Here is a 21,407-nt window from a genome sequence, read left to right as displayed (position 1 = left end):
CGGCCGCAAAAGCCGGAAGGTCGCGGCCGATAGACAACAAGTTCCTTGCTACGCCAAACCTGCCATTTGGGCGATGAAGGCATTCGCGCTTATCAGTCCGGAACGGTCCAGCCCTGCTCGGCCGCGTGGCGCTTCTCGAAGGCATCGATTTGGTCCTTCTGTGACAGCGTGTAGTCGAGTTCGTCGATGCCGTTTAGCAAGCAGTGCTTGGAGAACTCATCTATCTCGAAGGAATGGACCGCTCCGTTCGGGGCGGTCAGAGTCTGTGCGGCGAGATCGACCTCAATGGTCGCCCCCTGTTGTTCCTTGAGCTGGATCATGATGCTGCTGATTGCGTCGCGTTTCAGTACCACTGGCAGCAGACCGTTCTTCAAGCTGTTGGAGAAGAAGATGTCGCCAAAGCTTGGCGCGACGACAACCCGGAAACCATAGTCCGCAACCGCCCAGACGGCATTTTCGCGCGACGAGCCGCAACCGAAGTTATCTTCGCCAACCAAGATCTCGCCGTGGCGATAGGGTGGCGTGTTGAGTACAAAATTTTCCCGCTCCTTGCCGCCGTCGTCGAAGCGCAGATCGTGGAAGAGATATTGGGCAAAGCCCTCGGCGCGGGGTTTCGAAAGGAAGCGCGCCGGCAGGATCTGGTCGGTATCGACATTGACGCCAGGAAAGGGAACGGCTGTCGCCGTGACCGACTTGAACGGTTCCATGGTCATTCTCCTCGCTGAAACTGGCGAACGTCGGTGAGGTGGCCGGTGATAGCGGCTGCGGCCGCCATGGTCGGGCTCATCAAGTGGGTACGTGCGCCGCGGCCCTGTCGGCCGACGAAATTACGATTTGAGGTCGAGGCGCAGCGCTTGCCGGAAGCCACGGTCTCGCCATTGGTTCCCAGGCAAAGCGAACAGCCCGCCTCGCGCCACTCGAAACCGGCGTGGAGGAAGATGCTGTCCAGCCCCTCAGCCTCCGCCTGAGCCTTGACCAGGCCAGACCCAGGCACGATCCAAGCTTCGACTCTCGGATGGACCGTCCGGCCTTTGACGACCGCCGCGGCGGATCTCAAGTCCTCGATCCGGCCATTGGTGCACGAGCCGATGAATACCCGGTCGACCGGGATTTCAGCCAGCAACGTGCCGGGTTCGAGTCCCATATATGTAAGCGCCTTCGACATGGCTTCGCGGCGCTCGGCGGTGTTGGCGCGATCCGGGTCTGGCACTAGCGCGTCGATTGGAGCGACGTCCTCAAGGCTCGTGCCCCAGGTTACCATCGGCGCGATCTCGGCCGCGTCGAGTGTGACTTCCCTGTCGAACACGGCGTCGGGATCCGAGCCGAGCTGCGACCAGCGCTCGACCGCCTTGTCCCAGGCTTCTCCCGAGGGCGAATAGGGCCGGCCCCTCACATAGTCGAACGTCACCTGGTCTGGCGCGATCATGCCGGCGCGCGCGCCGGCCTCGATCGACATATTGCAGACAGTCAAGCGGCCTTCCATGGTCAGATCACGGATGGCGGAGCCGGCATATTCGATGACATAGCCGACCGCGCCAGCGGCGCCGATCTTACGGATAATGGCGAGAATGACGTCCTTGGCGCTTACGCCGAAGCCCAGTTCGCCCTCGACGGAAATCCGCATGGATTTCGGTTTGCGCTGCCATAGCGTTTGGGTGGCCAACACCTGCGTTGCCTGCGTCATGCCGACGCCGAACGCCAGAGCGCCCAGCGCGCCGTGCGTCGAGGTATGACTGTCGGCGCAAACGATGGTCATGCCCGGCTGGCTGATGCCCTGCTCGGGGCCGATGACATGCACGATGCCCTGCCGGCTGTCGGCAAGTTCAAACACGGTGAAGCCGAGCTCCTTGGCGTTCTCCATCAGCGACTCGACCATGCCGCGGCGCTCGGCGCTGGGAATGCGCGCAACCTGACGCACGTCAGTCGGCACGTAGTGGTCGGGCGTGCCGAAAATTTGATGAGGAGCTCTCGGGCGCAAGCCGCGCGCCCGCAGGAACTCGAATGCTGGCTGATAACCGTCGTGGATGAGATGCCGGTCGACATAGAGCAGCGTCTCACCGTCCGCGCGGTCGAGGATGCTGTGCTGCGACCAGATCTTGTCCAGCATGGTGAGAGCCGCGCGAGGCCGGCCTAAGCTCATCATATTTTTCTCCCATAGGAAGCAGATCAAACGAAGCAAGCAACCAAAGGCGGTGATGCTCAGCCGCAGCCGGTGAGTAGCATGGCGCCCGCCGATACGTTCGGGGCCATTTTCTAACGTAGTGACGTCCGCCCCAAGGAGTCTTTGTTGGGAAGGGTGTCATCGCAACGCGCGATGACTGGCGATTGTCGCACCGAGTTGATCGGCTCACCATCGATTCTGGCCAAGGCGTGTCGGGTGGACAGCTTCCCCTCCCGACGCTCGTCCACGGGCGCATCCAACCCGACTCCCTGCAACGGGCGTCGATCCGAACAGACCGTCCAAACTACTTCTCTTCAAGCAACACGGGGGGCCCCTGGGGCTTGGAAGCCAGTGCAGTTAGCTGGCTCCTAACGATGCCGCATCTCTTTCAAGGGACAGGCCCGCCGAGCGGTCATCTCAAAGCTGGCTCTTGCCCCCGTCAACGACGATCTCGGTGCCCAGCATGAAGGACGAGGCGTCGGAGGCGAGGAAAAGCGCCACTTCCGCCTGCTCGGATGGATCGGCGGCGCGGCCGATCGGCACGCGTGCCTGAACGGTCGCCAGCGCCTTTTCGGCGCCGTTGGCGAACGGTCCTTCGCTTGTGAACACGGCGGTCTTGGTTGGTCCTGGCGACAGGCAGAAGACACGGATGCGGCGCGACAAGAGGTCTGCCGAAATCGCCTTGGCTAGGGCCAAGGCCGGAGCCTTCGAAGCCGCGTACAGTGCCATATTGGGCTGACCGGTCTTGGCGGCGATCGACCCCGTCAGGATCACCACGCCGCAATCGCGCATGAAGGGTGCTGCCTTTTGGACCGTGAAGAACTGGCCCTTGGTGTTGACAGCAAAAAGCTTATCGAAATCCTCGCCGGTCCAGTCGGCGAACGGCTTGAACACGGTGATGCCGGCATTGGCGAAGACGATGTCGATGCCTCCGAGCGCTTCCGAGGCAAGCACCGCACCAGCCGCGATGGAGTCCAGGTCGGAGACGTCCATATGGACGCCGACACTGCCCGGACCCAGCTCGGCTGCCAGCGCCTGGGCTTTCTTGCCGTCGCGTGCGCAGAGCGCCACACGCGCGCCTTCGCGGACGAATGTCCGCGCCGCAGCAAGCCCGATGCCGCTCGTTCCGCCGGTAATCAGCGCAGTCTTACCCGCAAGTCGCATTCACAATCCCTCAATGTTGGCGCCCGCATCCGTCTGGTGGTGAGAACCTACGGGAACGGCGGGTGGTAGGAGCCCAGCTCATCTTCGCCGGCACACCCCCGGGCCAAATGGAGCATGCCCCGCTCTGATAGCGTTTGACCGGCTGCTCGGCATTGAATGCTCTCTTTGCCCCTTCATGGTTCAGACGAGAGCGCCGACGCGGACGTGGCGCCAGTCTCGGCCTCTCTTAAAAGCAGGCTTCCATGATCGAAAGTCGCAAACGGGAAGGAAAGCATCGTGCCCGACGATGCCGCGGCCCGGCACATCGCCGATCACGATGCCCCCCTTCCCGAATGGCGTCTTCAGTTGCTGCCCACGACGCTTTAGACAATCCGGGGACGCTACAGTTTGCCGGCTGATCCCGACTGGGATCGCGTGGTCCGCCGCGCCGCACGCAAGTCGAAGGATTTCAAGATTCTCGGTTCAAGAGCAGGAGATTTATACATGTACACTGATCCGATCAGGGTTTTCTGGGTGCCTGGATGCTCGGCCTGCGTCAAGACGAAGGAGTTCCTGACCAGTCTCGGCGTGCCGTTCGAATCCGTGAACCTGCTCGAGAACGAGCAAGGCGCAGCCGACCTCGCCAAGCTCGGCGCGAAGTCTTTGCCTGTAGTATCGCGCGGCGAGAAGTTCACCTTTGCCCAGTCGCTCGACCAGGTCGCCGAGTTCGTCGGCAGGAAGCGAGACGGCGTCGAGCGACTGCCGCCTGAAGAGCTCCATCGGCGCTGGCAGGAATTTCTCGCGGTAGCGAGATCACTGATCGTGGAGATTCCGGTGGACAAGCTCGGCCACCATCCCATTCCGAACCGCATGGAGCGAACGGTCCTTGGCCTTGCCTATCACATCTTCCAGATACCTGACGTGTTCGTCCGCAACGTCGCGGGAGAATTCGAGGATTGGGCGCACTACGTCAATCTTCCCGCGCCTGATGACATGAAGAACAATGCCGACATCCTTGCTTTTGCCGACGCATCGATCGCGACCCTGACGGGCTGGTGGGATGGCTTGCAGGACCGCGCCTGCCTATGGACCGTCCGGACTTATTATGGCGTGCGTTCGGGCTGGGAGGTACTTGAGCGCCAGACCTGGCACTCGGCGCAGCATACGCGCCAGTTGCAGGCGGTACTCGAAGGCTTTGATATTCCTCTCTCCAAGACTGTCGACGCGAAACTCTATGACGGTCTGCCGATGCCGGTCGCCCTCTGGGAATAGCGCCGCCGCGGTTGCCAACGACGGCCTCTCCCGCCATGCCAGCTGATGGCTACGTCGGACCGCTGCTTTTCGGAGCGGGCGCGAGGCAGCGGATAACCGAGGCGGGCGGGCAATACCGTCGAGCCGGGCAAACCCACCAGCAATCCTGGGCGAACGAATGAGCACACGGGTCATCATTATCGGGTCGGGGCCGGCGGGCTACACCGCCGCCATCTATGCGGCACGCGCGCTGTGCAATCCCGTGCTGATCTGTGGGCCGCAACCTGGTGGACAGCTGACGGTAACCACGGATGTCGAGAACTATCCGGGATTCCCCGACATCGTCCAGGGCCCATGGCTCATGGAGCAGATGCAGAAACAGGCGGAACACTGCGGGGCGACTATCGTCACTGACCATGTCGAAACCGCCGATCTCAGCGAGCGGCCGTTCAGGGTAATCACGTCGTCCGGCAAGCGCTACGAGACCGAGGCGCTCATCATCGCGACCGGCGCCCAGGCCAGGTGGCTTGGCCTGCCTTCGGAAGAGCGTTTCCGCGGCTTCGGTGTCTCCGCTTGCGCTACATGCGACGGCATATTCTTCATCCGCAAGCACGTCGTGGTGGTTGGCGGGGGCAACACCGCGGCCGAGGAAGCGCTATTCCTCAGCAAATATGCGTCTAAGGTCACGCTCGTGCACCGTGGTGCCAGTTTGCGAGCGGAGAAAATCCTGCAGCAACGACTGTTCAACGACACGAAAATCGAGGTCGTCTGGGAGCATGTAGTGGATGAAGTTCTGGGCAACGAAGAACCGGCGCTCTCCGTCGAAGGCATTCGCCTCAGGCATGCCAGAACGGTTGCTGTGCAGAACCTGCCTGCCGACGGGCTGTTCGTCGCGATCGGCCACAGCCCGTCCGTCCGGGTCTTTGGCGACCAGCTCCGACAGAAGCCCGGTGGCTACATCTGGGTTGAGCCTGGATCGACGCGCACCAGCGTTCCGGGCGTCTTTGCGGCAGGCGATGTAAGCGACGATGTCTATCGGCAGGCGGTAACCGCTGCCGGCCTCGGCTGCATGGCCGCCATCGAAGCGGAACGGTTCCTCGCTCACCCTCATTCGTAATGCTTGCGGCTGCGCAACCGGGCCTGGCTCGCTCTACCATGCTTTGCCATATTCTCTCCGCTCCGCCGTCTATCGGTAAAGCATACCGCGGCACCTGGCTCCGAGCAGAAGCCTTATCCTCGCAGTGTGCGATGCCGGCATAAGAATCTACGACTCACCTTTTTGCGCCGTTTCTTTTTATAAGGTCGCCGTACTGCGCCGTCGGCCATGCCGTCGCGAAGTGCCGCGGGAGGCCAAGAGGAACGGTGATGGGCTTTTAGTTGGCGGCAGGAATTCGGGTGCGCTGTCTACGGCTCCTTTGGGACGTGACGCTAGCAAAGTCTCGCTGCGGGATGGAAGCCTCGAAGAAGCAAGAAAAAGGGAGAGAAGAATGATTGGATCCTACAAAAAATCAGCCCATGCCATGCTGACAGCGCTGTCGCTGGTACTGCTGTCGCTCGCTGGCGCCAACTGCGCCAAGGCGGCTGATGACTATCCGAACAAGCCGATCGAAGTAATCGTCGGCTACCTCCCCGGTGGCGCAACCGACTTCGCCGCCCGCGTCCTCGCCGAGTCACTGTCGACCAGCCTCGGACAGCCGGTGATCGTCAATAACCGCCCCGGCGCCTCTTCGGCGATCGCCGTTGATGCCGTCAAGCGCGCGGATCCAGATGGCTATACGCTTCTGTTTGGCAACAACGACGCGATTGCGATACTGCCGGCCGTCAAGCCGGACGTGGCCTACAAGATCCCGGACGACCTGACCTTCATTTCCCGGGTCGTCGAGTTTCCACTGGTGTTCGCTGTCAGCACGAAGCTGCCGCTCAACGCCATGAAAGATTTCGTCGAATACGCGAAGGCCAATCCCGGCAAGTTCAACTACGGCTCTTCGGGTGTTGGCGGTTCGCTGCACATTGAGGGTGTGCGTATGGCCCTGGCGGCAGGCATCGACATCACCCACGTCGCCTACAAAGGTGCTGCCGGTGCTGTGACCGACCTCGTCGGAGGCCAGATCGACGGCATGTTCGGCACGGTGAAGGACATCTCCGCCCATCTCAACACTGGCACCATCAAGCTGCTGGCCGTGACCTCTCCCGAGCGCGTACCGGTAGTGCCGGATGTGCCGACTTTGGCCGAAGCCGGCCTCGGCGACGCCACCGTCACGGGCTGGTTCGCCCTCATGGGTCCCGCGAACATGCCTAAGGAAGTCACCGACAAGCTGAGCAAGGCCGTCGCCGACGCCTTGGTCAAGCCGGAAGTGGCAAAGCGTCTGGCTGACTCTGGCCTGTATACTTCGCCGCTTGCCGGCGCTGAGTTCAAGGATTTCGTGGTCAAGCAACTCGACACGTTCAAGACCATCGCCGAAAAGCAGAACATCCGGATTACCGATTGACGGTTCGTCGCGGGCGGCTCATTCGTTTTGGGCCGCCCTAAGTCTGGCATGAACGTTGCTCGCGGAATGGAGTTTCGATGCGAAATCCGCCATTAGCCCCATATCGCCAAGCGGCATCAAGCACCCCGAACCAGGCAGGTTCTGACCTGCCATGGCTCCTGCTGCTTCGGCCTATGATTTATGCACCGGGTCCTCACGATGCCATCTCAACTTGAAAAGCCGAGAGACGTGATCAGTGGGACGCTGGTGCTCGCCACCGGTGCAGCGTTCCTTTACTTCGGTCGCGGGTTGACGGTCGGCAGCGCTTCGCGAATGGGGCCGGGCTACTTTCCGATCGTTCTGAGCCTGCTGATGGTCGTTCTGGGGCTTGCCATCATCGTTAACGCATTGCGTTCAAAAAGCGGGGCAGGCGAGGCGCTGACGATCCCTTGGCGTGCGCTTGTCCTCGTCCTGGGCTCGATCATGGTCTTCGCCCTAACCCTCAAAGGGCTCGGCCTGTTCATCTCGCTGGCGCTCTGCATTCTGGCGACGACCATGGCCAGCAGCTACACGAAGTGGATCCCCTCCATCACGCTAGCCCTCGTGCTGTCTCTCGTCTGCGCCTTCCTTTTCGTCTATGCGCTCGGATTGCCCATCCCGATCATCGGGCAATGGCTATCTTTCGGTTACTGGTGGCCTTCGGCTTCCCCCAGCCCGTGAAAATCACCAGCTGAAGAACATTTTTCATGGACTTCTTTTCCAATCTTGAACTTGGTTTCCAGACGGCACTGAACCCGTGGAACCTGCTGTACTGCTTCGTCGGCTGCCTGCTAGGCACAGCTGTCGGGGTCTTGCCGGGTCTCGGGCCGGTGGCAACAATTGCCATGCTTCTGCCGCTGACCTTCAGCCTGTCGCCCGACACGGCGATGATAATGCTGGCCGGCATCTACTACGGTGCGCAATACGGAAGCTCCACCACCGCCATCCTGATCAACCTGCCGGGCGAAGCCGGCTCGATCGTGACCGCGATTGACGGCTACGAGATGGCCAAGCAGGGCAGGGCGGGTCAGGCGTTGGCGGTGGCGGCACTGGGTTCGTTCTTCGCCGGAACGGTCGCAACGCTCATCCTGGCGCTGTTCGCTCCGGTGCTGGCCGGCTTTGCGCTGAAGTTCGGCCCGGCAGAGTATTTCTCCCTGATGGTGCTCGGCCTCGTTGCATCAGTTACGCTTGCGTCAGGTTCGCTGCTCAAGGCGTTCGCGATGATCGTGCTGGGCCTGCTGCTTGGCCTGGTCGGGACCGATGTCGAGAGCGGCACGCTGCGATACACGTTCGGCATACCGAGCTTGGCCGACGGGCTCGATTTCGTCGCGCTCAGCATGGGCGTATTCGGTATCAACGAGATCATCTTCAACATCGAGCATGAGCAGAAGCGCAACGTAATTGTTCGCAAGGTGAGCAAACTCATGTTGACGGCTGCGGAGCTCAAGAGCGTCATAGCCCCGGTCTTGCGAGGGACTGGCATCGGCACCGTGCTTGGGATCTTGCCCGGCGGTGGCGCAGTCCTGGCATCGTTCGCGGCCTATGCGGTCGAGAGCCGTGTCTCGAAAAACCGGTCGCAGTTCGGCAAGGGCGCTATTCAAGGGGTCGCGGCGCCAGAAAGCGCCAACAATGCCGGCGCGCAGACCTCATTCATCCCGATGCTGACGCTCGGCATCCCCTCCAATCCGGTAATGGCGATGATGATCGGCGCGTTGGTTATCCAGGGCATTACACCTGGCCCGAATGTCGCCACTGAGCAGCCGGCCCTGTTCTGGGGTCTGATCGCCTCGATGTGGGTCGGCAATCTGATGCTGGTCCTGCTTAACCTGCCTCTGATTGGCATATGGGTGCGGATGCTGATGGTGCCGTACCACTACCTCGCTCCGGCGATCGTTGCGATTTGCTGCATCGGCGCTTACAGCGTCTACAACGCCTCGTTCAGCATCTACACAATGGCCCTGTTCGGCCTCGTCGGCTACATCCTGATCAAGCTCGACTTCGAACCAGCGCCGCTGCTGCTCGGCTTCGTGCTGGGACCGATGCTGGAGGAGAACCTGCGGCGGGCAATGGTGCTTTCCCGTGGCGACCCGACCGTGTTCCTCACCCGGCCCGGCAGCCTCATGCTGATCGTTCTGGCCGCGATACTGTTGGTCCTGGTGCTGTTGCCCAGCATACGCTCGAAGCGCGAGGAAGCGTTTCAGGAGTGACTTCGGGTAGGAGGGAAAAACCCGGCGCCTCAGGCATCTCAGCCAGCGATTGAGTCCTTCCAAAAATGGTGTCGCGCAGGTCTTGACGGAGTTGCATGGGAGCTATCCGAATTGCGGACGGTCGACCGACGCGATTGGCAAGTGACGCCGTGGCCAAGGATGAGCGCTGGTGGCATCGTCCGAGACGATGCATCACTTCCCAATCGCGACTGGGGCTAACGCCGTCGTATCATTATCAGAACTGCGTCGCCTCCTGGGCGACTAGTTGGCCCGTTGTCATCGGAACGTTCCCGATCGACGGACTAAGCCACGCAATTGGGAGGATTTATGCCGTATTCGGATTTCAAGGGGAAGGTTGCGATCATAACGGGGGCCGGTGCAGGTATCGGCCTTGCCATTGCTGAAGCGCTTGTCAAGGAAGGGGTGCGTGTTGCTGGCATGGATATCAATCTGGATGGTGTGAGCCGGGTTGAGCAGCGCGTTGGGAAAGACAAGTTCCTTGCCTTGCAGGTCGACATCACTGATCCGGTGAATTGCAAACGGGGCGTGGATGCTGCTGCAGAGCATTTCGGTGGATTGCATGTCCTCATCAACAATGCCGCGCTCGGCATGAACGCCGTGCACCCACATTACGAGACTCTCCCCTTGCAGATCGAAGACGTCAGCGAAGAACTGTGGAAAAAATTCATGCTGACCAATGTCTGCGGCACGTTCAACATGTCGCGCCAGGTCGTTCCGCGCCTGCGTCCGCAGAAATGGGGCCGCATCATTAACGTCAGCACGAGCTACTTGACCATGATGCGGCCGGGCTTTTCCCCCTACGGACCGTCAAAGGCGGCTCTCGAAGCATGGTCGATGATGCTGTCGCGCGAACTCGATGAATCAGGCATCACCGTCAACGTCGTGTTGCCGGGCGGGCCGGTAGACACGGCCATGGTTCCCGATAGGGATGGCCTTGATCGCGAGACGCTTATCCGCCCCGAGATGATGGCTCCGATGATTCTGGCGCTCTTGACCAGCGAGGGCGACAAAATAACCGGCAAACGCTTCCTCGCGGTCGATTGGGACAATACGATCAGCGACCCGCAGCTTCAGACCCACCGGACCGCGGCCTGGCCGGAGCTAGCCACTCCGCTCGCAGCGTTGGCGCCGAAGAAGGGGTGAATGTCCTCCATGGACTAACCTCCCATGTACAGCGTGGCGGGAGGGGAACAACCAGCCAGACAAGGGATTTGCCTCTTTCCGGCAAGACAGCTCTCCTCGAGGGAGGCCGGGTCGTTGACCGGCTTGATGAAGTTCTGAAAACCGCTGAAGCGGGCGCGTGCCCAGTTGGGCAAAAGATGCGTCCGTCATGGCAGACCGCACGGCCTCAACCAGCGGATAAACGATCACCAGAACCAGAAGTATGGCGATCGGCGCCAACAGCAAATAGGGCAGCCCTTCAAAGCTTTGGCGTCGCCTCTTCGAACGAGCTATGTCCTTCCACTCAGCAGTTACTGAAACTTCGCTCAAATGCGCGACCTCCAGCGATGCGCGGACACCAGGGCGGTCGAATTCAGCATTGGGATAGTTGGCTGGACGCGCGCTCAGAGCCTTCGATGGGATGGACCTCGTCGCATTCCACGATGTAAGGCGTGAACGCGGAAGACTTGTCGATATCCAAGTGACACAGCCGGTCCGCCCCCGGAGCGGACATCTCAAGACTGGCAAAAGGATGGCGGCGTGATTGGTCCCAGCGTGAGCCTAGGCTGCGAGCTGGTTCTTCACGAATGCACCATCCTTCATGATGGCGGACATGTAGCGGCCTTGACTGCCCAGCGCAGACAGATCCTTCACGGGATCCTTGTCGACCACGAGGAGGTCGGCAAAGGCGCCTGCCGCGATCGTGCCGACCTTGCCTTCCATACGGACGAGTTCGGCGGCGGTAAGGGTTGCCGATTTGATCACCTCGATCGCCGGCAGCGCCTCCGCGCGGATCAGGAACTCTTCGGACTGATAGCTGTGCATCGAGCCCAACACGTCGGTGCCGTAAGCCAGCTTGACGCCGGCTGCCCGCATCGTCTCCAGCGATTCGGGACCTCTTGCGCGCACCCATTTCAGGCGTTCCACAAAGCCGGGATCCAGCTTCAGCGCATCGGCCTCGCGGATCTGCGCTTCATAGGCGGCGATCGTCGGCGTGACGATCGCACCTTGCTTCGCAGCGGTGGCAGCGGTTTGAGGGGTAATAAGTGTCGCGTGTTCGATCGAATGAATACCGCATTCGAGTGCACGTGCGACGGCCTCGTCGGTGTGGGTGTGCACCGACACATACATCTTGGCCTTGTCGGCTTCGTCCTGGAACGCGCGCAGCTCATCCATCGAATAGCCGAGATATGGCCGAGGAAAATGGGAGGATGCCGCGCCGCCATTGGCCATCACCTTGATGAATCTGGCACCCTTGCGAACCTCGTCGCGAGCGGCACGGCGGCAGTCGTCGACGCCGTCAACGATGCGTCCTACCGAGCCGAGTTGGTCGAGTTGACGGTCGCCACTGATCATGTCGTAGCGCGTCCGATAGTCCGAATGGCCGCCGGTCTGCACCATGGCCTTGCCGCAAATGACCAGGCGAGGACCTTCGATAACACCCTGCTCTATCGCATGGACCTGAGCCACAGTCGCGCCGCCGAGGTCGCGCACGGTGGTGAAACCGCGATTGAGCATGCCCTTCAATATCCGCACCGAATGATAGGCGACGAGTTCGTTTGGCAGAAACGAGTTTTCGGCCGGATCGGCAACTCCGGAATTGATGTGCACATGGCAATCGATCAGGCCCGGCATCAAAGTCTTCCCGCGCAGATCGAAGCGATGCGCGTTGCTATCCCGGATCGGCTTGTCTGAAACCTCGTCGATAACATTGCCGCTGACGCGGACGAAACGGTCGTGCTCGCCGTCCTCATTGGAGCCGTCAACGATCCGCGCGTTTTCGAATATGTAGGAAGGCATCAGCAGTCTCCTTGTTGGATCGGTGCGCCGCCACGTGCGCCGCGGAATTTGACGGGCGCTACGGTCAGTAGGTTGCCCTGCCGCCGGAAAGATCGAACACCGCGCCGGTGGTAAAGGAATTCTCCTCTGACGCTAGCCAGCAGATCATGGAGGCGGCTTCGCCAAGTTCGAGCATGCGGCCGCGCGGAATCTTGGCAAGCATGTACTCGATGTGTTGCGGTGACTGCTCCATTGCCCCAGGCGTCTTGGCAACCGCCGGAGTGACGCAGTTGACTGCGATGTTCTGCCCTGCGAGTTCCTTGCCCAGTGACTTCGTCAAGGCGATCACGGCTGCCTTCATGGAGCTGTAGGCGACCGCGTTGGGGTTGCCCTCCTTGCCGGCAATGGAGCTGAGGTTGACGATGCGCCCGTAGTTAAGCTCCCGCATATGAGGGACGATGGCGCGGCAGCAGTTGAAAGTCCCTATCAATCCCACACTCAGGACCTGTGCGAAGGCCTCGAGTGGATATTCCCAGGTCGGCATGTTCGGCCCGACCAACGCCGCATTGTTGATCAGTATGTCGATCTTGCCAAACCGTTCCAGCGTGTGTGCAAAGCCCGCTTCCACCGACGCGAGGTCGCCAATGTCAGTCTCAATCCCAAGCACGTCGCGGGTTCGTCCAAGCTGATTGAGAGCCTTTTGCAACGCAGCGCCATCGCGATCCCAAATCGCTATCCTGGCACCGGATGCCAGCATCCGCTCGCTGACTGCGAACCCGATGCCCTGCGCTCCGCCCGTGACAATCGCTACGCGCTGCTCAAGATCATATCGATTCATGGTCGAAGACGCACTCTGATTGAATTATTGATTAAAGCATGTTCCACGGGGGAACCGGTGGCGATTTCGCGACAAGCGCGTGCCAGAACGTATTGACTGCGATGGCCTTTCGCAAAAGACTTCGTTTGGAATGGCTGCTTCGCGATCCGCGATGATGCCCTTGCGACAGTTGCATCCGTGCGGTCAACAGCTATTAGCAGTGACTGGCTGCGTGTTTCGCAGGCCTGGCATGGATGGAATATGCCGGAGAGGGGGAGCTACATTGCGTTTTGACCTTCTTTCGCTTCAGCTGTTTGTCGCCGTTTGCGAAGAGCAGAGTATCGCCAAGGCGGCCGATCGCGAGCACATCGCGGCATCGGCGGTGAGCAAGCGGATTTCCGATCTCGAGATACGCCTCAGTACGCCTTTGTTTCACCGCAGCTCGAAGGGACTGGAGCTGACCGCGGCAGCGCAGGCGCTGCTCCACCATGCGCGCGTCGTGCTCCGCGACTTGAAGCAGATGGAGATTGAGCTTGCCCATCACGCCAGTGGCGTCAGCGGGCAGGTCCGCATTTTTGCGAGTGTTTCGACGATCATCCAGCATCTGCCGTCGGATCTGAGCAACTTTCTGGGGACGCATTCGGCCATTCGAATCGATCTGGAGGAGGGCACCAGCCAGCAGGCCGTGGACGCGGTGGCCGAGAACGCTGCGGATATCGGCGTCTTCGGTGGCGTCGTGCCCCGTCGCGGTTTGAAATACATCCCCTATCGCAGCGACCGCCTCGTGGTGCTGGCTCACAGGGACCACCCGCTAAGCTCGCAAACTTCCGTCAAGTTCGCCGACCTCCCGGATTATGACCTGATCGGGCCAAGCAGGGGAAGTTTTCTGGATATGCTCGTCATTCGCGCTGCGGCTGAGCTGAGCAAACCGTTGAAAATGCCAATCCGGGTCAACGGGTTCGAGACGGTGTCGACAATGGTAGAGGCGCAGATGGGCGTCGGCCTCGTGCCGGCGGGATGTGCCGCCCGTTATGTAACGGGTGGCATGCTTGCGGCAATCGCGCTCGACGAGCCTTGGGCAGTCAGGCAGTGGAACATCTGCGTTCAGGACAGTCAGGGCTTGCCACCACCCGTGAAGCTGCTGTTGAAGCACCTTACCAACAGTTGAGAGGCTGGTCCGCCGGCTAACCGGTGCGTCGCGTCCGACGATGCGAGCTTTCCAAAGGACGACTTCGAAGGGTCCGGGTCGGCCCATATAAGTCCTGCCGCAGAGAGGGCCGAGCGAATGCGCCCGCCTCTTCAACTCAATTTCGAAAGGCAAGGCCTTGAAGATAGTAGTGCTCCCAGGAGACGGGATCGGTAAGGAAGTGACCGCGGAGGCAGTAAGGGCGCTGCACGCGGTCATCGGTAGTGAACTCCCGCTCGAACTCACAGAAGCCGTAATCGGAGGTGAGGGGCTGGAGCGCTTCGGCGATGCCCTGCCGCCTGATACCCTCGACATCTCACGCAAAGCTGATGCCATTCTGCTTGGCGGAACCGGCGTTCCTGAGGATGAGAGGCGAGCGCCGAGCGAGGGGGCCGGTTACGGCCTGCTCAAGCTGCGCAAGGCCCTCGGTCTCTATGCTAACTTCCGCCCGGTCGTGCTTTATCCCGAGCTTGTGGACGCCTCCACACTCAAGCCCGAAGTTGTCACGGGGGTCGACCTGATCATCTTGCGTGAACTGACCGGCGATCTCTATTTCGGCCAGCCGCGTGGTGTCTCTCGTGACGAGACTGGCGCGCGTGTCGGCATCAACACGATGCGTTATACCGATGCCGAGATCGAGCGCATAGCGCATGCGGGCTTCCAGGCCGCCGCGAAACGACGTAAGAAACTGTGTTCGGTTGACAAGGCAAACGTCCTTGAAACGATGGCGCTGTGGCGCGAGGTCGTTATCGAAGTCAGCAAGCAGTATCCCGATGTGGAATTGACGCATCTCTACATTGACGCGGCGTCCATGGCCTTGATCCGAAATCCCAAGCAATTCGATGTTGTCGTGACGGGCAATGTCTTCGGCGATATCCTCTCCGATGCGGCGGCCATGTTGGCCGGCTCAATCGGAATGCTGCCGTCGGCCTCCCTCGGCGATCACAACAAGGGCCTATACGAACCGGTCCATGGCACCGCGCCGGACATCGCTGGCAAGGACTTGGCGAACCCACTGGCCGCAATCCTTTCGGTTGCCATGATGCTCCGGCAGTCGTTTGGCCGCGACCAGCACGCTTCGCGTATCGAGCAGGCCGTACGGTCAGTGCTGCGCGAGGGGTATCGGACCGCAGACATCTATCAACCCGGCTGCAGGAAGATCGGCACGAGGGCCATGGGTGAAGCAGTTGTCGAGGCGATCCGCAAGCAGAAGGTTGGCGGGGAGGCGGAATTTGCCTGACCGGCCGCTATGACCTGCTGCTCTCGCGGCATGTCGGTCGCGTCCGCATCGCCGATTGCGACGACAGGTCTCCAAACCGAGACTTACTTCGGTTGACTGACCAGCGGTACTCGAAGGCAAGCCAGACATGTTCGAGCGACGTCACGTGGCCGAAGAGGGCTGGATCAGCCGCCGAACATCATAGGTGCCGGGCCGTAGCGACGGACGGCGGATCGTGAGAGCCGAGGGACGGCAGATGAAACATGGCGGTCCTTTCGAACTTGCCTTCGGTCGTGGATTGCTGAAGCTGGCATTGCCGCAAGGCGCGGAGCCGACAGTAATCCGGAAGGCGTTGTTGCCAAAACTCTTCGACGCCTCTTCAGCAATTGCATCCGCCTTCGCGAATCCGATTGGCTCCGAGCCTTTAGCCCGTCTGGTGGTCGGGCGTCGGAGCGCCTGCATCCTTATCTGCGACATCACGCGCCCGGTGCCGAACCGGCTATTCCTACGCGTCATGATCGAGACAATGATCAAAGGCGGCATTCCCGCGGACAGGATCGATGTGCTCGTTGCCACCGGCCTTCATCGTCCGAACGAGGGTGTGGAACTGGAGGAACTGGTCGGCGATCCTTGGGTTCTGAAGACCGTCCGCGTCACCAATCATTTCGCACGCAACGAACACGACCACGTCGATCTGGGACATACGCAGACGCGTGGGACACCGATCCGGATCAATCGGCTTTTCGCGGATGCGGACCTCCGTATCGCTACAGGCCTGGTCGAGCCCCATTTCATGGCAGGCTGGTCCGGTGGTCGAAAGGTTGTCGCCCCCGGCGTTGCCGGCCACGAAACCATCCGCACCTTCCACTCGGCGCGTTTCATGGAAGACCCGCTGTCAGTCCAGTGCAATCTGGTCGGCAACCCGCTCCATGAGGAACAGTTGCAGATCGTACGCAAGGTTGGCGAAATCTATGCGTTGAACACCGTGCTCGATGAAGATCGCGATCTGGTTTGCGTGACCTTTGGCGAGATCATAGCCAGCCATCTGGCTGCGGTCGATTTCATCGCTGACACGACGATGATCGACGTGCCGCGCCGGTTCAAGACCGTGGTGACGTCGTCTGCAGGCTATCCCCTCGACAAGACCTACTACCAGACGATCAAGGGTATGGTGACGCCGATCGACATTCTCGACCCGGGCGGGACGCTGATCATCGCCTCGGAATGTTCGGAGGGCTTGGGCAGCCACGAATTCCGCCAGGCGCAAGCGCGCTTGGTGGAGATGGGACCCGAGCCATTCCTTGCCACGCTTACGGCGAAGACGCTTGCCGACATCGATGAATGGCAGACGGAGATGCAGCTGAAGCCGATGCGGGTGGGCAAGATCCAGCTCTACACGACCGGGCTAGATCGCGAGGAACGCCGCATCACCGGAGTTGAACTGGTCCCCTCGGTAAACGACGCAATCGCGGCCAGTCTTGAACGCCATGGCGACCCCGCCGTTGCCATCATCCCGGAGGGACCATACGTCATTCCGATCTATCGGCGGGCAGGACTGTGAGACGCGTCCACCTCGATGCAGTCGGCGGCATCGCCGGCGACATGTTCGTCGCGGCAATGCTCGACGCGCTGCCTGACCTGCGAGAGCGCGTACTTGCCGACGGCGCTGCAGTGCTTCCGGTTGAGGCCGGTGGCATTGCCTTCGAGGAAGGCGAGAGCCTGTCGATGCGCGTGCGGCGCTTCGGTCTGGTCGCGAAGCGCGCGATGTCGGCTGCAGCGCCACACGCCCATGCGAACGCATATGGTGATGATGATGGCCACCATCACCATCACGATCGCAACCAGATTCCTGATGAAGCGCATGCAGGTAGTTTTGCTGACATGGTGGCACGCATCAAGGCCGCGGATCTCCACGATGGAACGGCTGCCAGGGCCATTGCGATACTGACGATCATTGCCGAGGCGGAGGCGGCCATCCATCGCGTGCCGGTCGAAAGGGTACATTTTCACGAGATCGCCGACTGGGACTCCCTGGTTGACGTCGTCTGCGCCGGCAGCATCGCAGCGGCGCTCGACAAGACGGTGTGGAGTGTCTCGGCTCTGCCGCGAGGCGGTGGCCTTGTGCACACCGCCCACGGACTGCTGCCCGTTCCCGCGCCTGCCACGGCCGCGATCCTGACCGGTTTCGAATGGCGCGACGACGGGATATCAGGCGAGCGCGTGACGCCGACCGGCGCGGCGATCCTTAAACATCTCACAGCGCCTGGTGCTGGCGGCACGTCTGGCCGGCTTGTGTCGTCCGGAACAGGCGCGGGGACGCGGCACCTGCCCGGGATGCCGAACATTCTTCGCGTTCTCGTCCTAGAGAACGAAGTCTCAACTCCGAGCGACACCATCAGTGTCATCGAATTCGAAATCGACGACATGACCGGCGAAGAGATGGGCGTCGCCTGCGATCGCCTCAGGGCAACGGACGGCGTGTTGGATCTCTCCGTGGGGCAGCGCCTCGGCAAGAAGGGGCGTCCCGCCTCGTCGTTCCGGCTTCTGGCGAGACCGGAACTGGCCGATCAGGTGACGGCCCGGTGTTTTGCCGAGACATCGACAATTGGCTTGCGCCTGCGGGAGGAACGCCGGCTGGTCCTCTTCCGGGAAAACGTCAAGGCTGCCGGACTTGCCGTCAAGGCGGTCCTCCGGCCATCGGGCATCACACGCAAGGTGGAAAGCGATGCCCTTCGAGGCGGAAGCCTTGCCGAGCGCCGCGCCATGAAGTGGCAGGCCGAGACGACCGACGATGAATGACATTGCGCCGGCACAGCGTCTTGACCGCGTTCTTGACCGTTTCGAACAGCTCGCCATTGCTGTCAGCGGCGGCGTGGATTCAGTGACGCTGGCAGCCTTCGCACATCGCAAGCCGGGCCTTGCGGTGACGGTAATCCATGCCGCCTCACCAGCCGTTCCGGAAGAGGCGACGGCACGCGTGCGGGGTCTGTCAGATACCGAAGGCTGGACGACCCTCGTCATCGGAACTGGCGAGTTCGAGGATTCACGCTATCGGGACAATCCCTCGAACCGCTGTTATTTCTGCAAGACCAATCTCTACGATCGGATACGCACACTGACGCCGCATGTGATCGCGTCGGGTGCCAATCTCGATGATCTCGGCGACTATCGTCCCGGGTTGCTGGCTGCCGCCGAGCGCCAGGTGGTACATCCCCTCATCGAAGCGGAAATGGCCAAGGCCGACATTCGCGCGCTTTCTCGCGAGCTTGGCCTGGGCTCTGTCGCCGAATTGCCCGCCCAGCCATGCCTGGCAAGCCGCGTCGAGACGGGAATAGCGATCGATGCCCGCGACCTCGCATTCATCGAGAAGGCCGAGCGGCATCTGGCTGACATTGCCGCCAGTGGCGTTACGTTGCGCTGCCGGATTACGCGGTCAGGCGTGGTTCTGGAACTCGGCGACGGCGTGTCCGCGCAGAAGCATCTGCTGGTCGAGATCACGCAGCGGCTTTGCGCCGAGGCAGGACGCGTCTTCGTGGGCGCCCGGCCCTACAGCCGCGGCGCGATGTTCATGCGCCCATGAACGACTTTCAACTCGACTGGCAACGCAGCAGGCGCACCGGAGTGCCGGAGGCGGTGCTATGTGAGCATAAGAGCCCGACCCAGGTGGCCGCCATCATCGTCGCTGCTTCCGAGAAAGGAGAGCGGCTGTTGTTCACGCGTCTCGACGAAAGCCATTTTCTGGCGCTCGATTTCGCCATTCGCAGTGCACTTGATTATGATCCACTGTCGCGCACTGCGGTGCTGGGCGGGTCCATGCCCGTTGCAAGCACAGGTGTGGGCATCGTGGCGGCGGGCACGTCGGATATGTCGGTCGCACGGGAAGCCGCCCGAGCGCTCTGCTTCAACGGCCATGACGCGCCTATCGTCGCCGATGTCGGTGTCGCCGGATTGTGGCGGCTTACTGAAAGGCTCGACGAAATCCGGATGTTTCGGGTTGTTATCGCTGTCGCCGGCATGGAAGGCGCGCTCTTCAGCGTGCTCGCCGGGCTGATCGCGGCGCCGTTGATCGCTGTACCGACATCTGTCGGCTACGGCGTGGCCGCCGGCGGATATGTGGCGCTCAACGCAGCGCTCGCGAGTTGCTCGCCGGGAGTTGTGGTGGTCAACATCGACAATGGCTTTGGCGCAGCGGCAGCCGCGGTGAAGATGCTTTCAATGCGTTGACGCACCAGCCTCGCTAAGCGCGATGCGCGCGTTCCGATATAGAGCAAACAATCGATTTTGCCGGTGCTAGAAAGGCGTGGCGCCAGCCAAACTGGTCTGCCCCGCCAAATCATCGGAGGTCCCCACGACAATGCAGTTCGACTTCTCCGAGCTGAAGCCGCTTGACCGGCACAAACTTCTATCCTCGACGATCACGCCACGGCCGATCGCATGGGTCACGACCGTCGCGTCGGACGGGGTGCGCAATGCAGCGCCATTCTCGTTCTTCAATGTCTTCAGCGAGGATCCCCCTGTCGTCGGTTTCAGCATCGTCGACCGGTCTGCAGGCGACAACAAGGACACAGGACGCAATATCCGGATGTCGGGCCAATTCGTCGTCAATCTGGTCGACGAGGATCGGCTGGACCAGATGAACATAACCGCCGCCGAGTTTGCGCCGGAAATCGATGAGTTTTCGCGGTCCGGGCTTGCAGAGGAAGCTTCAGTGACGATCGCCGCGCCGCGAATTGCCGAGAGCCCCGTCTCCATGGAGTGCGTGCTGCACAGCATTGTTCCTCTCGGGGTATCGCGCTCGCTCATCCTGGGAACGGTCCAGATGATGCATATACGCGACGACATGCTGATCGACCCGGTTCGCTTCCATGTCGATACACAAAAATTGCGCCTTGTCGCCAGGGCACAAGGAAACACCTATGTCCGCACGACAGACGCGTTTGAGTTGCCGAGAATCTCGGCGACGTGACAGGGCCGGCGGTTCGCAAGCCTGACGAAGTCGCAGCCCCTGTCTCTCAGTCAACATTGGCGCGCGCAACCGCAGCTATTTGAGCCCAAATCCCCGCGCCTTCAGGAAGTCCGTGAGCACGTGCCTGCCGGTCAGTGCAGCAACGTCCTTTATCCGCGCCGCGGTCTGTTCAGTCCAGTCGATGTTGCGCATGTTCTGTTCGGCCTGGAATTCCCGCATGCGTGCCTCGTAGGCCGCCATAAGCTCCGGGTCGATTTGGGTATACCGCTCGCGGTGGAGGATTATGCCTTGCGGCAGGCGCGGCTTGACGTCTGTTGCCACCGCCGGATCGGGGCGGCCGACTGTCATGCCGAACACGACCATCGATTCGTCGGGCAGTCCCAGTTCGTTGGCGACGGCCTGAGGGTCGTTACGCATCGCGCCTATGTAGCAGCAGCCGAGGCCGAGCGACTCGATTGCAACAGCGGCATTCTGCGCTGCGAACGCGGCGTCCGCGATGGCAAAGATGAATGCCTCGATGTAATCGAGTGCGACACCGGCATGTCCCCGCTCATCGCTGATCGCACGCAGGCGAGCCAGATCGGCGACGAAAACGAGCAGCAGCGGCGCGTCATGGATGTGCTTCTGGTCCGCGGCGTAGCCGGCCAGCCGCGCCTTGCGATCCTTGTCCTCGACCGCAATGACGCTCCAAGCTTGGAGGTTGGAAGTTGAAGCCGCCGACTGTGCGGCCGCCACGACGAGCTCAAGGGTATTTGCGGGAAGGGGCTGGTCGAGGTAGTAGCGCACCGACCGGTGCGACAGCATCACATCCAGCGTGCTGTTCCAAGTGACGTGGGACAATTCTTCGGCGAGAGCGGGATCACGGTAGCGCGTACCGACGCGTTCACGTGCCGCTGTACCGTCGGCGACGCTGTTTCGCTGCTTGCTGGTCATCTGATTGTTATCCAGTCTGGTTGTTTGGCTTGATCCGCCTGGGATTCTTGCCGAGG

The 21,407-nt window shown here is 61.2% G+C and carries 19 protein-coding genes; 13 read left to right on the top strand and 6 right to left on the bottom strand.

Annotated elements, in window-relative coordinates:
- Positions 1-92: 92 nt before the first annotated feature.
- From leuD to P3C39_RS29110, 3 genes are all read right to left on the bottom strand, one after another.
- Positions 93-707 (bottom strand): 3-isopropylmalate dehydratase small subunit, encoded by a 615-nt coding sequence (gene leuD, locus P3C39_RS29120; RefSeq protein ID WP_024504881.1) that lies wholly within the window; start codon positions 705-707, stop codon positions 93-95.
- 2 nt (positions 708-709) lie between these two features.
- The gene (leuC, locus tag P3C39_RS29115) at positions 710-2,107 is read right to left on the bottom strand and encodes a 3-isopropylmalate dehydratase large subunit (protein WP_245265389.1); all 1,398 of its coding nucleotides are present in this window, start codon (positions 2,105-2,107) and stop codon (positions 710-712) included.
- A 471-nt stretch (positions 2,108-2,578) separates the two neighbouring features.
- Complete coding sequence (locus P3C39_RS29110) at positions 2,579-3,325, bottom strand: SDR family oxidoreductase (protein WP_024504883.1); 747 nt, start codon at positions 3,323-3,325, stop codon at positions 2,579-2,581.
- A gap of 483 nt (positions 3,326-3,808) precedes the next feature.
- On the opposite strand from P3C39_RS29110, the gene P3C39_RS29105 reads away from it, so the two are divergent.
- The 6 genes from P3C39_RS29105 to P3C39_RS29080 all read left to right on the top strand — a co-directional run bounded on the left by P3C39_RS29105 (position 3,809) and on the right by P3C39_RS29080 (position 10,433).
- Positions 3,809-4,576, top strand: coding sequence for a glutaredoxin domain-containing protein (locus tag P3C39_RS29105; protein ID WP_275954817.1), 768 nt, complete (start codon positions 3,809-3,811; stop codon positions 4,574-4,576).
- A 157-nt stretch (positions 4,577-4,733) separates the two neighbouring features.
- Positions 4,734-5,672: a thioredoxin-disulfide reductase gene (gene trxB / locus P3C39_RS29100; RefSeq protein ID WP_275954818.1), complete on the top strand. Its 939-nt coding sequence runs from the start codon at positions 4,734-4,736 to the stop codon at positions 5,670-5,672.
- Between the two features lie 403 nt (positions 5,673-6,075).
- Entirely contained in the window at positions 6,076-7,044 is a 969-nt protein-coding gene (locus P3C39_RS29095; protein ID WP_164752848.1) for a tripartite tricarboxylate transporter substrate binding protein, read from the top strand.
- Positions 7,045-7,224: 180 nt separating this feature from the next.
- The gene (locus P3C39_RS29090; RefSeq protein ID WP_081714390.1) at positions 7,225-7,743 is read left to right on the top strand and encodes a tripartite tricarboxylate transporter TctB family protein; all 519 of its coding nucleotides are present in this window, start codon (positions 7,225-7,227) and stop codon (positions 7,741-7,743) included.
- A gap of 26 nt (positions 7,744-7,769) precedes the next feature.
- On the top strand, positions 7,770-9,269 hold the full coding sequence (locus P3C39_RS29085; RefSeq protein WP_275954819.1) for a tripartite tricarboxylate transporter permease: 1,500 nt from the start codon (positions 7,770-7,772) through the stop codon (positions 9,267-9,269).
- A 327-nt stretch (positions 9,270-9,596) separates the two neighbouring features.
- Positions 9,597-10,433: an SDR family oxidoreductase gene (locus P3C39_RS29080; protein ID WP_275954820.1), complete on the top strand. Its 837-nt coding sequence runs from the start codon at positions 9,597-9,599 to the stop codon at positions 10,431-10,433.
- A 579-nt stretch (positions 10,434-11,012) separates the two neighbouring features.
- On the opposite strand, the gene P3C39_RS29075 is transcribed toward P3C39_RS29080, so the two are convergent.
- Together P3C39_RS29075 and P3C39_RS29070 are read right to left on the bottom strand one after the other, a co-directional pair.
- Positions 11,013-12,251, bottom strand: a complete 1,239-nt coding sequence (locus tag P3C39_RS29075) for an amidohydrolase family protein (RefSeq protein ID WP_275954821.1) — start codon at positions 12,249-12,251, stop codon at positions 11,013-11,015.
- 64 nt (positions 12,252-12,315) lie between these two features.
- Positions 12,316-13,068, bottom strand: coding sequence for an SDR family NAD(P)-dependent oxidoreductase (locus P3C39_RS29070; RefSeq protein ID WP_275954822.1), 753 nt, complete (start codon positions 13,066-13,068; stop codon positions 12,316-12,318).
- Between the two features lie 262 nt (positions 13,069-13,330).
- Here P3C39_RS29070 and P3C39_RS29065 point away from each other — a divergent pair, with 262 nt between their 5' ends.
- The 7 genes from P3C39_RS29065 (at position 13,331) to P3C39_RS29035 (ending at position 20,418) form a co-directional block, all read left to right on the top strand.
- Positions 13,331-14,215 (top strand): LysR family transcriptional regulator, encoded by an 885-nt coding sequence (locus P3C39_RS29065; protein ID WP_032899521.1) that lies wholly within the window; start codon positions 13,331-13,333, stop codon positions 14,213-14,215.
- A 139-nt stretch (positions 14,216-14,354) separates the two neighbouring features.
- Complete coding sequence (leuB, locus tag P3C39_RS29060; RefSeq protein WP_346016457.1) at positions 14,355-15,473, top strand: 3-isopropylmalate dehydrogenase; 1,119 nt, start codon at positions 14,355-14,357, stop codon at positions 15,471-15,473.
- 277 nt (positions 15,474-15,750) lie between these two features.
- On the top strand, positions 15,751-17,013 hold the full coding sequence (gene larA, locus P3C39_RS29055) for a nickel-dependent lactate racemase (protein WP_246675078.1): 1,263 nt from the start codon (positions 15,751-15,753) through the stop codon (positions 17,011-17,013).
- Positions 17,010-18,251 (top strand): LarC family nickel insertion protein, encoded by a 1,242-nt coding sequence (locus P3C39_RS29050; RefSeq protein ID WP_275954824.1) that lies wholly within the window; start codon positions 17,010-17,012, stop codon positions 18,249-18,251. The genes larA and P3C39_RS29050 overlap by 4 nt, the downstream gene beginning before the upstream one ends.
- On the top strand, positions 18,244-19,032 hold the full coding sequence (locus P3C39_RS29045; RefSeq protein ID WP_024504896.1) for a potassium ABC transporter ATPase: 789 nt from the start codon (positions 18,244-18,246) through the stop codon (positions 19,030-19,032). The genes P3C39_RS29050 and P3C39_RS29045 overlap by 8 nt, the downstream gene beginning before the upstream one ends.
- On the top strand, positions 19,029-19,676 hold the full coding sequence (gene larB, locus P3C39_RS29040) for a nickel pincer cofactor biosynthesis protein LarB (protein ID WP_127269186.1): 648 nt from the start codon (positions 19,029-19,031) through the stop codon (positions 19,674-19,676). Before P3C39_RS29045 ends, larB begins: the two co-directional genes overlap by 4 nt.
- Positions 19,677-19,806: 130 nt before the next feature.
- A complete protein-coding gene (locus tag P3C39_RS29035) occupies positions 19,807-20,418 on the top strand; it encodes a flavin reductase family protein (RefSeq protein WP_024504897.1) in 612 nt (203 codons plus the stop codon).
- Positions 20,419-20,493: 75 nt separating this feature from the next.
- Here the strand turns inward: P3C39_RS29035 and P3C39_RS29030 are convergent, their stop codons facing one another.
- Positions 20,494-21,351 (bottom strand): nitroreductase family protein, encoded by an 858-nt coding sequence (locus tag P3C39_RS29030; protein ID WP_024504898.1) that lies wholly within the window; start codon positions 21,349-21,351, stop codon positions 20,494-20,496.
- Positions 21,352-21,407: the final 56 nt, after the last annotated feature.

The organism is Mesorhizobium sp. XAP4 (genome assembly GCF_029269325.1).
In the GTDB taxonomy this organism is placed as follows: Bacteria; Pseudomonadota; Alphaproteobacteria; order Rhizobiales; family Rhizobiaceae; genus Mesorhizobium; species Mesorhizobium ciceri.
This window is presented reverse-complemented; position numbering and strand designations above follow the sequence as displayed.

Coding starts and splice junctions, on each gene's coding strand:
- leuD (WP_024504881.1), bottom strand. CDS start 707: ATGGAACCGTTCAAGTCGGTCACGGCGACAGCCGTTCCCTTTCCTGGC.
- leuC (WP_245265389.1), bottom strand. CDS start 2,107: ATGCTGGACAAGATCTGGTCGCAGCACAGCATCCTCGACCGCGCGGAC.
- P3C39_RS29095 (WP_164752848.1), top strand. CDS start 6,076: ATGCTGACAGCGCTGTCGCTGGTACTGCTGTCGCTCGCTGGCGCCAAC.
- P3C39_RS29070 (WP_275954822.1), bottom strand. CDS start 13,068: ATGAATCGATATGATCTTGAGCAGCGCGTAGCGATTGTCACGGGCGGA.
- trxB (WP_275954818.1), top strand. CDS start 4,734: ATGAGCACACGGGTCATCATTATCGGGTCGGGGCCGGCGGGCTACACC.
- P3C39_RS29110 (WP_024504883.1), bottom strand. CDS start 3,325: ATGCGACTTGCGGGTAAGACTGCGCTGATTACCGGCGGAACGAGCGGC.
- larB (WP_127269186.1), top strand. CDS start 19,029: ATGAACGACTTTCAACTCGACTGGCAACGCAGCAGGCGCACCGGAGTG.
- P3C39_RS29080 (WP_275954820.1), top strand. CDS start 9,597: ATGCCGTATTCGGATTTCAAGGGGAAGGTTGCGATCATAACGGGGGCC.
- P3C39_RS29045 (WP_024504896.1), top strand. CDS start 18,244: ATGAATGACATTGCGCCGGCACAGCGTCTTGACCGCGTTCTTGACCGT.
- P3C39_RS29105 (WP_275954817.1), top strand. CDS start 3,809: ATGTACACTGATCCGATCAGGGTTTTCTGGGTGCCTGGATGCTCGGCC.
- P3C39_RS29075 (WP_275954821.1), bottom strand. CDS start 12,251: ATGCCTTCCTACATATTCGAAAACGCGCGGATCGTTGACGGCTCCAAT.
- P3C39_RS29085 (WP_275954819.1), top strand. CDS start 7,770: ATGGACTTCTTTTCCAATCTTGAACTTGGTTTCCAGACGGCACTGAAC.
- P3C39_RS29035 (WP_024504897.1), top strand. CDS start 19,807: ATGCAGTTCGACTTCTCCGAGCTGAAGCCGCTTGACCGGCACAAACTT.
- P3C39_RS29090 (WP_081714390.1), top strand. CDS start 7,225: ATGCACCGGGTCCTCACGATGCCATCTCAACTTGAAAAGCCGAGAGAC.
- P3C39_RS29030 (WP_024504898.1), bottom strand. CDS start 21,351: ATGACCAGCAAGCAGCGAAACAGCGTCGCCGACGGTACAGCGGCACGT.